Genomic DNA, 12,012 nt, shown 5'->3' on the forward strand with positions numbered 1-12,012 from the left:
TAGCTTCGAGAGAGGACTTGATGCCCGTTCCCATTCGCAAAGCCGTGTTTCCCGTCGCCGGGCTCGGAACGCGTTTTCTTCCCGCAACCAAGGCCATGCCGAAAGAAATGCTGACCGTGGTGGACCGTCCGTTGATCCAGCACGTGGTTGACGAGGCGCGCGAGGCCGGTATCGAGCATTTCGTCTTCGTGACGGGGCGCAACAAGGGCGCGATCGAGGACCATTTCGACAGATTGCCTGAACTTGAGGATACGCTGGCCGCACGGGGCAAGACGGCCGAACTCGAAATCCTCGCCGAGTGCCTTCCAGACGCGGGCGCCGCGAGCTTCGTCCGCCAACAGGCGCCCCTGGGGCTGGGCCATGCGGTTTGGTGCGCCCGGGAAATCGTCGGACACGAACCCTTCGCCGTGATCTTGCCGGACGTCCTGGTCCAGACACCGGACAAGGGCTGCCTTGCGCAGATGCTCGACGTCTACAATGCGCACGGGGGCAACGTTCTGGCTGTCGAGCCCGTTCCGGACGAGCAGACGAAGAACTACGGCGTGGTGGCGATCGGCGAAGCGGAGGGGAATGTCTTTCCCGTCACCGGCATGGTGGAGAAGCCAGCACCCGGCACCGCGCCGTCGAACCTGACCATTCTCGGCCGCTACATTCTGCAGCCGGAGGTGTTCGAACTTCTGTCCGCGCAAGAGGAAGGCTCGGGCGGCGAAATCCAGCTGACGGACTCCATGCTGACGCTTCTTGAGACGCAGCCGTTCTATGCGGTCGAATATGAAGGCCGCGCCTTCGATTGCGGCTCGAAGCCCGGCTTTCTCGCCGCCAATGTCGCCTACGCCCTCGATCGGCCGGACTTGCGCGACACCGTGGTCGCCGAGATCAAGAAACTGCTTCCGCGAGGGCGCGCACCTAGTTGCGGATGCGCATGCCGACCCGCACCTCGTTCTCCGTGTACTCGCTGAACCGGTCGGTCGACATGAAGTCGGTGTGTTCGTATCGGGTGTATACGGACATATTCGGATTGAAGAAGTATTCGAAGGTGAGCCCTTCGCGCAGCCGCTCGTCGACAAGCTCGTTGTCCACGTAATCGGCTGTCTCGTAGCTGAGATAGCCGCCCACCACGAGATACCGCCAGAACGCATGCTGTAGGGAGAGCCGGTAGCTGCGGCTGACGGCCCCGAGCGAATCCACCGTATTGGCGGTCTCGATCGAGGAACTGGCGATGAACTCGACCAGGGTCATGGGGGTCGGCATCCAAACGATGTCCGCGTTGAACAGGACGCCCTCGATCGGCGCGGTGTCATCGGCAATCGAGGTTTGCTCGCCCCAACCGAGACTGATATCGCCATAGAAGGCATCGCTGACCGAATAGGTCACGCCGGCGAGCGTCGCGAAGCGCTCGAGTCCCGCGTGATGCCCGAGTCCGTCACGGGCTGCTTGTAGACATCCTCCGTGAGTTCCCCTTCGACATAGACCGACAGACCGGGGTTGAACTCATAAGTGCCCCGCATGGTGAGTTCGTTCTCGCGGTAGTCCCGGACGTCCGCTTGGGGGATCTGCGTCCCGGCCAGGGTATCCGCGATCGTCACCTGCGTGCCGGTCAGATCCTCGTAGTCGAAGGTGGAGATGCTGCCCTCCACCTCGACCGTGACCCGGTTGAAGTTGTGTCTGGCCGTGGCCGAGATTTGCTCCTGCTGCACATTCGTTTGGAAGCCGGCAATATCGGTGATGCTGGTCGCGTTCCGTCCGTCCTGGGCTTGCGCCTTGCCGAGTTCGAGCTCGAGCTGCGTTCGGGCGCCCACGTCGAGCCGGCCGCGCAGCAGCGCGGCGTAGATCTTGTCGTCCTCCACCGAGTAGCTGTTGAACCAGCTCCGGTCGGCGGTGAACTCGGCCTGGAAGGCGTGCCGCGCCCAGTCGGACTCAAGACGCACCTCCGGCGCGAACTCGAAGGCGTAGTCGGAAATCCCGTTCGGCGTGCCGAGCACGTTATCCGTAAAGATCCCGCCGATCTCTGCCTCGGTGAAGAGCACGAACGAACCGATGCGCGTGCCGAGCGGAATGAACGGGTCGAGCTGACGCACGCGCAGGCCCAGAGGGTCCTCCGCCGGATCGACGTCCAAGATGTCGCCGCGGAGCGGTGTCAACAGGGGCGGGCCGAAGGGATCCTCCTCGCCCGGCGGTCCGTTCTTTCCTCATCGATCCCAAAGCCTGGAACCGCCTCATCGGCGACGACCGTGCCGCGCAAGCCCGGATCGACGGTGGACGGCCTAAGTTCGTTGGTGACGTCGGGACGCGCGCTCCGCGTCGTCTGCGACGTGCCGGTATCGTCCCCGATACCGCCGAGCGGGTCCGAGATCGCCGGCTGGGTGGCGAGGTCGTTGGTCAAACCGTCTTGACCCGACCCGTCTTGACCTGACCCGTCCTGGCCAGATCCGTCCCCTCCCAAACCGCCGTCCTCGGTCGCGCCGCCGCCCGCGGCATCGTCTAAGATCCCGCCTCTCAGCTGGAATGCGCGCTGGCGTCTTGGGGGCGCGGCCGTTCCGGCGCCGAGCGGCGTGCTCGGGGCCGTGGCACCGACGCCTGTGGTGCTGTCCACGGGTGTAGAGCCGATGCTGCCGCGCAAGCCGGGAACGTCCTGCGCCACGGCCGGTGCGGCTGCGGCGGCAAGCAAAGTGGCAGCGAGCACGCCCGCTGCGCTGGACGTATGGCGACGCGGCAAGGACGCACCTCGAATAAACCTGGGCTTGCGCGAAGGGCCCCCGACAGCGAGAGTTCCGCACCTGGACCCGTTGACCGTCCGAGCCTAGGGGAAACAGGGTTAACGAGGCGTTTATCGGCGTCCCAAAATGGCCTTTGGAAATGGTCTTGGCTTGACCTTTCAATGCCTTATTCCGTGGTAGAATTGCGCGCCGAAGAGGGGGAACACCAGCCTATGTCCGCCGGTTTGAAACGGAATCTATCCACAGCCGAAGACCCTAGCGAGGCCGTCGCCTCGGCCATGAGGACACTGCAGCTCGAGGCCGAGGGCCTCAGCGCCTTGCAGGAAGCCCTCGCGGCGGATCTTTCCGAGAGCTTCGCCGCCGCGCTCGGCATTCTGCGGGGCTGCCGTGGCCGCGTGATCGTGACCGGGATGGGCAAGAGCGGCCATGTGGGCGTGAAGGTTGCCGCCACGCTGGCCTCCACGGGAACGCCCGCCTATTTCGTGCATCCGAGCGAGGCGAGCCATGGCGACCTCGGCATGATCACGCCCGACGATGCGATCCTGGTATTCTCCTGGTCGGGAGAGACGGTCGAGCTCGAAAATATTCTGTCCTATTCACGCCGGTTCGCCGTACCGCTCGTCGCGGTGACGTCGAATCCGCTCTCCACGCTCGCAAAGGCCGCGGAGGTCGTCTTGGCCTTGCCACGCTCCAAGGAGGCCTGCCCGCACGGCCTTGCCCCCACGACCTCGACCATGATGCAATTGGCCCTCGGGGACTCCATCGCCATCGCGCTTCTGGAAAGCAAAGGCTTCACCGCGCTCGATTTCGGCGTGCTGCACCCGGGCGGCCAGCTCGGCGCCAAGTTGAAGTTTGTGGACGACCTGATGCACCGGGCTCCCAATCTGCCCCTTGCAGGCGCGGACACGGTGATGTCGGAGGCCATCGTGGTGATGACCGAAAAGGCCCTGGGCTGCCTCGGCGTGGTGGACCAGAACGGATTCTTGCAAGGGATCATCACCGATGGCGACTTGCGCCGGAACATGGGCAACGGGCTCCTCGACCGCCGCGCGGCCGACATCATGACGCCCGCGCCGAAAACCGTGACGCCCGACATCATGGCGAGCGCGGCGCTCGAGATCATCAATGCCTCGGCGATCACGGCGCTCTTCGTCGTGGAAGACGGCCGGCCCGTCGGCATCGTCCACATTCACGACCTGCTGCGCGCGGGCGTGGCCTAGGCGGCCATCGCTTCTTTCTCTTTTGCCTTTTTGCCGGCCACCGGCTCGGCTTTGCGCGACCGCGAGAACGGCTTGCCGGCGTCGGACATCGCGCCCGTCATCGGATCGACGTCGGCGACCGCGCGCGCGACTTCCGCATAATGATAATGAGTCGCCAACTTCAGCGCATAGATGAAGAGGATATGCGGCTCGCGCCAGCGCTGTTTGACGATCCGCGCCAGTTGCTTGCGATAGCGATCCCGAAGCGGGGCTTCCTTCACCAGGGACAGGAGCCGCGAACTGACGACCCCAAAGCGCACATAGTTCAGGAAGCAGCGCTTCGCCCAGGCCATGCGCCAGTTCGACCAATAGGGCAGCTCGTGCATGGTGAACTTGAAGTTCTGGTCGAAGAACTGGGCGTCCAGCCGCTCGAGATAGGCGTCCACCTCATAGCAGGACTGCATCGTCTCGATGAAGCCGTCTCGGAGCTCTTCGGACGTCATACCCAGCGGAATGACATTGGTCCCGTACTGGTCGTGGTCTTTCTCGTTGTTCAGGCGCCCTGCTTCCTTGAGACGCTTGTAGAGCGGGGTCGTAGGAATCGCATGGAGAAGCCCCACCAGCGCGGTCGAAATGCGTGCGCGGATCAAGAACTCGGGTATAGCCTCGAAGATGGTCGGATCGTCGTGATCGAAGCCGACAATCATGCCGCACCAAACGTCGATACCGTGATCCTGGATACGATGCACACGGTCAATCAAGGACCCCGCATTGGGCCGGACGTTCTGCAGCTTCTTGGTTTCCCGCAGCGACTCTTCGTTGGGCGTCTCGATGCCGATGAAGACGTTCTGGAAATTCGCGCGGCCCATGAGCTCCATGAGCTCGTCGTCCTCGGCAAGATCCAGAGAGGCTTCCGTGAACAGGGTCAGAGGATAGGCGCGCGCCTGCTGCCATTCGATGACGTCGCGCAGCACGGCCTTGATGGCCTTCTTGTTGCCGATGAGATTGTCGTCGACCACGAAGACCATCTTGAAGCCGGCCTGCAGAAAGTCCTCGAGCTCGGCGATAACCTGCTCGCTCGTCTTGAGGCGCGGACGCCGGCCGAACGTCACGATGATGTCGCAGAATTCGCAGGTGAACGGACACCCGCGTGAAATCTGCATGCTGCCGAACATATAGCGCCCGACCTTCAGCAGATCCGTGCGCGGCACCGGCAGCGTCGTGACATCGGTCTTTTCCGGCTGCTCATAGTAGGCCTTGTGTTCGCCCTTTTCCCAAGCCGCCAAGAATTCCGGCCAGGTCTCGTCGGCCTCGCCTTTGAAGAGGACATCCGCCAGCCCGTCCAGGGCCTCGGGCTCCACCGTGGCCATGGGGCCGCCAACGACGGTCATGACGCCGCGCGCACGGACCTCTTCGAGAATCTCGATGAGACGGCGTCCCTGGATGTTCATGCCAGTAACGCAGACCATGTCCGCCTGCGCCAACCGGTCGAAGTCGATGTCCTCGACATTCTCGTCGACGAGCGTCACGTCATGATGGTCTGGGACGAGGGCCGCGAGGAGACCAAGGCAGGCGACCGGCAGATTGGCTTGTTTTCCGAACAGGGGCATGCAGTGCTCGAGCCCCCAAAAAGAGATGTCGAAACGCGGATTGACGATGACGATATCGGCCATGAGATCCTTCTGGTTCGTGCGATTCTCTTTCCAAGTTCTAGTAGATTAGCGAGACGGGCACGCAACGGCGACCCCGGCAAACCAATCCTGGCGCGTTGACCTTACCCGATTTTCCGGCCACGCGCTGACCCAAATCAGGGCAGAAACAACTATGGGCCCGAAAACGGTCGATCTTGTGGTGGTTGGTGGGGGTATCCACGGAGCGGCGATCGCACGCGATGCCGCGGGCCGTGGCCTAAGGGTTCTGCTGGCCGAACGAGAGGACTATGCCGGCCTCACGTCCTCGCTTTCGTCCAAACTCGCCCATGGCGGGTTGCGCTACCTCGAACACATGGAATTCAAACTTGTGCGCGAGTCCTTGAGCGAACGCGCGGGGTTGTTGAAGACGGCACCGCATCTCGTCTCGCCTTTGAAGTTTCTTCTCCCCATCTTCGACTGGCAGCCCCGGAGCGCCTGGTTCGTCCATACCGGGCTCGCGCTCTACGACCTGCTGTCGCTGGGCGATGGGATGCCCGCGAGCGGCCGGCTGGCGAAGGACGACGTCGATCGGCTCCCGCACCTGCGCCGGGATCATCTCGACGCGGTTTTGCACTACCACGACGCCCATGCGGACGACGCGCGGCTGACCCTAAGCGCGGCCTTGGACGCGCGGACGCGCGGCGCCGACGTCGCCAACCGCCGCGCGGTGACCGCGATCGTGCCCCGCGAGAACGGCTACACGGTCGCGCTGTCCGAGCAGGGCAAGACTCGACAGATCGAGACCCGCTTCGTCGTCAATACGGCAGGGCCCTTTGTCGGCGAGGTGGATGCCATGATCCCGCAGGGCCCTTCATATCGAGGCCCTTCGCCGCGCGACATCCGGCTCGTACGGGGCAGCCACATCGTGTTGCCCATGCCGGAACCGGCGGAGACCTGCGCTTACACGCTCCAGGACGAGGGCGAGCGCATCCTCTTCGTCATTCCCTGGCTCGACGGAAACTTCCTCATGATCGGCACCACCGATGTGCCCCAGAGCGGCGATCCCGGTCGCGCCGTCTGTTCGCCGGCAGAGAAGACCTATCTCCTCGCCGCCTATAATCGCTACTTCGCCCATGCGGGCGGGCCGGCAACCGAAGACGACATCGTCTTCGACTGGGCGGGTTTGCGGACCCTGCATGGCGCCCCGGACGAGCAGCCGAGCCGCATCAGCCGCGAGGTGACGATCGAGACCAAGGCGCAAGGACACGGCGGCTTCCTCTCACTGGTCGGCGGCAAGCTCACCACTCATCGGGCCACAGCCGAGCAAGTGCTCGCCCGCCTCCAAGCGCTCGGCCTCGAGATGGGTCCGAGCTGGACGAAGGGCGCCCCCGCCTATGGGGGCACGCTCGATCGCGAGGCTTTGGTCGCGCGCGCGCAAGAAGGACCGGCATCCGTTTTGCCGCAAACGCGGCGGCGCTGGGCCTTCACCTATGGCGACAAGATCGAGGATCTCTACACACAAATCGCAAAGGAACCCGGCCTCGCCGAGGAAATCGTGCCCGGCGTGCCGCGTGCGGAACTGCAGCACGCCGCATCGGTCGAGGACGCGAGAACCGGCGAGGACTTTCTCCTGCGCCGCACCAAGCTTCGCCTGTTCCTCGACGAAGCCGCGCGCGAGACGGTTGAAGACTGGTTCGCCAAGACTTAGGAGAAGACCAAGACTTAGGAGAAGCCCAAGACTTAGGAGAAGCCCAAGACTTACGAGAAGACTTGGCACACGACCTGGCACAAGACTTGGCACAAAACCTGGGACGTGGCCCACGCGGCACGCACAATTTCGGGGGACGAATGGCGGACTACACACTCGAACACGGAAAGCGCTACAAAGCCAAGATTACACTCGGCCTACTGCAAAGCGTGGCCCCGAACGAGATGGTCGCCGAACAGCTGCGCCAAACGGGCTTTGCCGATGTGCGCGTGACCGGATCCGGCCGGACGCGGATTGCCACCGGTGTTTGGGAGCGCGGCACCGTTTCGGGAGCGATACCGGACGAGATCTCAGACATCACGTTGCTGACGTGAGGGGGGCCGGCTAAGCGTCCGCGCTAACGGGCTCGACCTTCAGCACGGAACCATCGGCGCCGACAACCTTGACCCGTGTCCCCTTGGGCAGAGCCGGTCCCTCGACGCGCCAGATCGTATCGCCCGCATGCACGCTCCCACGACCATTCTCGATCGCATCCGCCAGTTCGAAGGTCTGCCCGATGAATTGAGCGGCGCGCTGATTGAGGAGCGGCGCGTCGGTCTCTGGTGGATTCTGCCGCAAGTAGCGATTGACCAGAATCACGGTGACGAGGGACAGCCCGCCAAACCAGATCAGCTGCCATTGCCAGGCAATGTCGTACCGCAAGGCAATGACGCCCGTTACGAGCGCAGCGAACCCGAACCACATGAGGAAGATTCCGGGCGCCAGCATTTCGAGGACGAGCAGGACAGCCGCCAGGATGAGCCAAACCCAGGGACCAAGTGTGACGAGCGTCTCTACCATTGTGTCGCGTCCCTAAGCCCTCGGCACCGATCCGCCGCCCCGCCTGGGAGCCTGAGTGGCTTGGTCGGGTGCGGACGACGACGAACCGCCCCCGAAAGCCTCGCGCGCGATCTCCGAAATGCCGGCAACGGACCCGATGACCGACGAGGCCTCGAGCGGCATGAGCAGGACCTTCTGGTTGTCGGCCGACGCCAGCGCCTTCAGTGCATCCACGTAGTTGTTGGCCACGAAATAATTGATGGCCTGGATGTTGCCGGAGGCGATGGCCTCGCTCACCATCGCCGTGGCCCGCGCTTCCGCCTCGGCCTCGCGTTCCCGGGCCTCGGCGTCGCGATAGGCCGCTTCGCGCCGGCCCTCGGCCGCCAAGATCTGCGCCTGCTTGGCGCCTTCCGCCTGCAGGATCTCCGATTGCCTCTCGCCCTCGGCCATGAGGATCGCCGCGCGCTTGTCACGCTCGGCCTTCATCTGCCGCGCCATGGCGTCGACCAGATCGCGCGGCGGCTCGATATCCTTGATCTCGATTCGGGTGACCTTCACGCCCCAGCTATGCGTTGCGTCGTCAACGACCGTCAGGAGGCGATGATTGATTTCGTCGCGCTCGGACAAGAGCTTGTCCAAATCCATCGAGCCCATCACGGTACGGATATTCGTCATGGTGAGGTTGAGAATGGCTCTCTGGAGATCGGTCACCTCGTAGCTCGCCCGCGGCGCATCCAAGACCTGAAAGAAGGCCACACCGTCGACCCGCACCATCGCGTTGTCGCGGGTGATCACCTCCTGGCTTGGCACGTTGACCACCTGTTCCATCATGTTGAGCTTGCGCCCGACGCGGTCGATGAAGGGGATGATGAGCGCCAGACCCGGCGTCAGCGTGCGGATGTACCGGCCAAAACGCTCGACCGTGTAGTTGTAGCCTTGCGGCACAATCTTGACCCCCGCGATGACGGTCACGACAAAAAGGACAAGCAGCGCAAGAACGAAAATATCGAAACCGAACATCCGGCATCCTCCCCAAGCACACCGCCGTCGCCACAGCCTCACACCCTGAGCGTGGCCGGCGGACGCCGCCTCTACGAACGATTACACCATAGATGGGGAGAACGGGACCGGTTTTAAGGGGCCGGCCGATATCCGTGCTACCCGGCACTCATTGCGCGATATACTGCATGATGTCCTGCGCCGCCGCGGAGGCCGCGGCTTCCGCCGCCGGGCCCCAGCGCCGGTTGAGCGATCCTTTGGGGATCACATTGGTCTGGGTCACATTGCCGAGCCGCGTGCCTTGCGGACCGAAGACCGTCCAGTCGATCCGGATCGTCTCCTCGCCGCGCCCCGCCGGGAACAGGCGGACCATGCCTTGAATCTCATAGGCCTCCGCGGCCGGCGTTCCCGTCACGGTGAAGCCGCGATCCAGAAGCTGATCCGAAAGAGCATTCTCGAGCGCCTCTTCGCCGTCACCGGGCGCACCGGCAACGTCGATATAGGCCCAACGCTCGGCGGCCACCGAAACCGAGCCACCCATCACCGCAACGCTCATCAGCAGAGCAAATGCGACCCTCAAACGACAAGAACCAAACACCGACCCAGAACCCTCTTTCTAATCCACCCAGCCCCTCAACTCGCGTTCGATGAGGTGGAGCAAGACGCGAATACCGCCCTCGGAGTCGTTCAGGCAAGGGATAAAGCTGAACGCCTCGCCGCCATGCTCAAGAAATATCTCCCGGGCTTCCCCGTTGATCTCTTCCAGCGTCTCGACGCAATCGGCGGCGAAGCCCGGCGTGAGAATGGCGATACACTTGACGCCGTCGCGCGCGAGGGCCTCGACCGTCTTGTCCGTATACGGTTGCAGCCACTCGGCGCGGCCGAAGCGCGACTGGAACGTCGTCATCAGCCTGTCGCCCAGCGGCCCGAGCGCCGTGCGTAACGCATCGCTCGTGTCCATGCACTGGCACTGATAGGGATCGCCCTTCGCCACATACTCCTTGGGAAGCCCGTGATAGGAGGCGAGGATCACCTCGGGTTCGAAATCGAGCGTCGCAAGATGGTCGCGGATCGAGTCCGCGAGCGCCTCGATATAGACCGGGTCGGCCGGGTAAGGCGGCACGGTGCGTAGCGCCGGCTGCCAGCGCATGGATTTGAGCTTGTCGAAAACCGTATCGTTGACCGTCGCCGTGGTCGCGGCCGCATATTGCGGATAGAGCGGAAACACGAGCAGCTTGTCGCAACCCTGCTCGACCAGGGCCTGCACCCGGTCGGCGATCGTCGGATTGCCGTAGCGCATGGCCCAGTCCACGATCACCTCGTTGCGATGGCCAAGTCCGTCGGCGATCTTCTCGGCCTGGGAGCGCGTAACGGTCCGGAGCGGCGACTCGCCCAATTCCTCGTTCCAGATCGAACGATAGGCCTCACCGCTCTTGGAGGGACGCGTGGTCAAGACGATCCCGTTGAGGATGGGCCACCAGATGAGCCGGTTCACCTCGATCACCCGGCGATCGGACAGAAACTCCTTGAGATAGCGCCGCATCGACCAGTAATCGGTGTCGTCCGGCGTGCCTAAATTGACCAAGAGCACGCCGACCTTGCCGGACGGCTGCGACCGGCAATCATAGGGTGCGGCAAAGGCACTCGCTGTCGGGCTCTCATTCATCGGCGCACTCCTCAGCGCTGGCGCTCCGGGGCATGCCCGTAGATAGAATATCGCACCGGCCGGGCCTAGTCCTGAGAGATTGCGGCGAGGACCGTCTCGGCATCGTCGAGAATCTCCGCGTGATCGAAGGCGAGACGCTCATCCCGCCAATTCTCGACCCATTCCGCCGCGGCCGCATCGTCGCCGGCGACCGGGTCCGCCGGCGCGGCCAGGCGTGCGAGAAAGACCGTGCTCGCGGTGTGCCCTCTGGGATCGCGCGACGGGTCGGAATATACGCCGACAAGGTGGAGGTCGCCGACCGAGAGCCCCGTCTCTTCCTGCAGTTCCCGGCGGCAACCGGCCTCGACGGTCTCGCCGACATCCACAAATCCGCCCGGCAGCGCGTAGTGCCCCTTGAAGGGCTCGTGTGCCCGGCGAATGAGCAGAACGCGCCCCGTCGGATCGAAGACCACGCAGTCGGTCGTGAGCGCTGGCGTTGCGGGAAAACCCATCGGATCGGCTCAAGCGGTGGCGATGGGCTGCCGGTACGACCGGTACCCATGGCCGAACCGCTAATCCTTTGGCTGCGCCACGATCCGCAGATACGGCCGCAGGGTCTGCCAGCCATCCGGATAGATCGTCTTGGCTTCGTCGTCGGAGACGGCAGGCACGATGATCACGTCTTCGCCTTGCGTCCAATTGACCGGCGTCGCCACGCGGTGCTGGCCGTGAGCTGCATGGAGTCGATGACCCGTAACACCTCGTCGAAATTGCGCCCCGTCTCATCGGATAGACCAGGATCAACTTGATTTTCTTGTCCGGCCCGATGACGAAGACGTTCCGCACGGTCTGATTGTCCATGGCCGTACGCCCATCGGACGTATCGCCGGCGCCGGCCGGCAGCATGCCGTAGAGCTTGGAAACGGCAAGATCCGTATCGCCGATCATGGGGTAGGTCGGCTCGGCGCCCTGCGTATCGGCGATGTCCGCCTTCCACTTTTCGTGGGCCTCCACGGGATCGACGCTGAGGCCGATGATCTTGACGCCCCGCTTATCGAATTCCGGTTTGATTCTGGCCATATAGCCGAGCTCGGTGGTGCAGACCGGCGTGAAGTCCTTGGGGTGCGAGAACATCACCGCCCAAGAATCGCCGAGCCAATCGTGAAACCGAATGCGGCCCTCAGTCGTGTCGGCCTCGAAGTCCGGGGCCGTATCGCCCAGTTGAAGCGTCATGTCTGTCCTCCGTGGGAAATATCAGGAAAGGTCGGCCGGACTGCCTGGACTTTATTTGGGA

11 protein-coding genes and 2 pseudogenes are annotated in these 12,012 nt (G+C 63.6%); 4 read left to right on the plus strand and 9 right to left on the minus strand.

Going from position 1 to position 12,012, the window contains the following annotated elements; all coding sequences use genetic code 11:
• The first annotated feature begins 20 nt into the window (after positions 1-20).
• Positions 21-959 (plus strand): UTP--glucose-1-phosphate uridylyltransferase GalU, encoded by a 939-nt coding sequence (gene galU / locus AUC68_RS08005; RefSeq protein WP_069437157.1) that lies wholly within the window; start codon positions 21-23, stop codon positions 957-959.
• Here galU and AUC68_RS18685 read toward each other — a convergent pair.
• Both AUC68_RS18685 and AUC68_RS08020 read right to left on the minus strand, forming a co-directional pair.
• Positions 907-2,078 (minus strand): annotated as a pseudogene (locus AUC68_RS18685) (outer membrane beta-barrel protein). The gene galU and the pseudogene AUC68_RS18685 overlap by 53 nt on opposite strands.
• 59 nt (positions 2,079-2,137) lie before the next feature.
• Positions 2,138-2,683: a hypothetical protein gene (locus tag AUC68_RS08020; protein WP_069437160.1), complete on the minus strand. Its 546-nt coding sequence runs from the start codon at positions 2,681-2,683 to the stop codon at positions 2,138-2,140.
• A gap of 312 nt (positions 2,684-2,995) precedes the next feature.
• On the opposite strand from AUC68_RS08020, the gene AUC68_RS08025 reads away from it, so the two are divergent.
• A complete protein-coding gene (locus AUC68_RS08025) occupies positions 2,996-3,937 on the plus strand; it encodes a KpsF/GutQ family sugar-phosphate isomerase (RefSeq protein ID WP_425283221.1) in 942 nt (313 codons plus the stop codon).
• Here the strand turns inward: AUC68_RS08025 and AUC68_RS08030 are convergent.
• The gene (locus tag AUC68_RS08030; protein WP_069437162.1) at positions 3,934-5,589 is read right to left on the minus strand and encodes a B12-binding domain-containing radical SAM protein; all 1,656 of its coding nucleotides are present in this window, start codon (positions 5,587-5,589) and stop codon (positions 3,934-3,936) included. The genes AUC68_RS08025 and AUC68_RS08030 overlap by 4 nt on opposite strands.
• A 151-nt stretch (positions 5,590-5,740) precedes the next feature.
• Between AUC68_RS08030 and glpD the strand changes: the two genes are divergently transcribed.
• Together glpD and AUC68_RS08040 are read left to right on the plus strand one after the other, a co-directional pair.
• Positions 5,741-7,255: a glycerol-3-phosphate dehydrogenase gene (gene glpD / locus AUC68_RS08035; RefSeq protein WP_069437163.1), complete on the plus strand. Its 1,515-nt coding sequence runs from the start codon at positions 5,741-5,743 to the stop codon at positions 7,253-7,255.
• Between the two features lie 140 nt (positions 7,256-7,395).
• Entirely contained in the window at positions 7,396-7,629 is a 234-nt protein-coding gene (locus tag AUC68_RS08040; RefSeq protein ID WP_069437164.1) for a hypothetical protein, read from the plus strand.
• 10 nt (positions 7,630-7,639) lie between these two features.
• Here the strand turns inward: AUC68_RS08040 and AUC68_RS08045 are convergent, their stop codons facing one another.
• The 6 genes and pseudogenes from AUC68_RS08045 to AUC68_RS08070 form a co-directional block, all read right to left on the minus strand.
• Positions 7,640-8,095 (minus strand): NfeD family protein, encoded by a 456-nt coding sequence (locus AUC68_RS08045; protein WP_069437165.1) that lies wholly within the window; start codon positions 8,093-8,095, stop codon positions 7,640-7,642.
• Between the two features lie 12 nt (positions 8,096-8,107).
• Positions 8,108-9,094, minus strand: a complete 987-nt coding sequence (locus tag AUC68_RS08050; RefSeq protein ID WP_069437166.1) for an SPFH domain-containing protein — start codon at positions 9,092-9,094, stop codon at positions 8,108-8,110.
• Positions 9,095-9,242: 148 nt separating this feature from the next.
• On the minus strand, positions 9,243-9,629 hold the full coding sequence (locus AUC68_RS08055) for a hypothetical protein (protein ID WP_069437167.1): 387 nt from the start codon (positions 9,627-9,629) through the stop codon (positions 9,243-9,245).
• Between the two features lie 60 nt (positions 9,630-9,689).
• Entirely contained in the window at positions 9,690-10,739 is a 1,050-nt protein-coding gene (hemH, locus tag AUC68_RS08060; protein WP_069437168.1) for a ferrochelatase, read from the minus strand.
• 65 nt (positions 10,740-10,804) lie between these two features.
• Positions 10,805-11,230, minus strand: a complete 426-nt coding sequence (locus AUC68_RS08065; protein ID WP_069437169.1) for an NUDIX domain-containing protein — start codon at positions 11,228-11,230, stop codon at positions 10,805-10,807.
• A 60-nt stretch (positions 11,231-11,290) separates the two neighbouring features.
• Positions 11,291-11,951: pseudogene (locus tag AUC68_RS08070) on the minus strand (peroxiredoxin).
• Between the last annotated feature and the right edge of the window lie 61 nt (positions 11,952-12,012).

This window comes from Methyloceanibacter methanicus, assembly GCF_001723285.1.
Taxonomy (GTDB): domain Bacteria; phylum Pseudomonadota; class Alphaproteobacteria; order Rhizobiales; family Methyloligellaceae; genus Methyloceanibacter; species Methyloceanibacter methanicus.

Coding starts and splice junctions, on each gene's coding strand:
- galU (WP_069437157.1), top strand. CDS start 21: ATGCCCGTTCCCATTCGCAAAGCCGTGTTTCCCGTCGCCGGGCTCGGA.
- AUC68_RS08065 (WP_069437169.1), bottom strand. CDS start 11,230: ATGGGTTTTCCCGCAACGCCAGCGCTCACGACCGACTGCGTGGTCTTC.
- glpD (WP_069437163.1), top strand. CDS start 5,741: ATGGGCCCGAAAACGGTCGATCTTGTGGTGGTTGGTGGGGGTATCCAC.
- AUC68_RS08025 (WP_425283221.1), top strand. CDS start 2,996: ATGAGGACACTGCAGCTCGAGGCCGAGGGCCTCAGCGCCTTGCAGGAA.
- AUC68_RS08050 (WP_069437166.1), bottom strand. CDS start 9,094: ATGTTCGGTTTCGATATTTTCGTTCTTGCGCTGCTTGTCCTTTTTGTC.
- AUC68_RS08030 (WP_069437162.1), bottom strand. CDS start 5,589: ATGGCCGATATCGTCATCGTCAATCCGCGTTTCGACATCTCTTTTTGG.
- hemH (WP_069437168.1), bottom strand. CDS start 10,739: ATGAATGAGAGCCCGACAGCGAGTGCCTTTGCCGCACCCTATGATTGC.
- AUC68_RS08040 (WP_069437164.1), top strand. CDS start 7,396: ATGGCGGACTACACACTCGAACACGGAAAGCGCTACAAAGCCAAGATT.
- AUC68_RS08045 (WP_069437165.1), bottom strand. CDS start 8,095: ATGGTAGAGACGCTCGTCACACTTGGTCCCTGGGTTTGGCTCATCCTG.
- AUC68_RS08055 (WP_069437167.1), bottom strand. CDS start 9,629: ATGAGCGTTGCGGTGATGGGTGGCTCGGTTTCGGTGGCCGCCGAGCGT.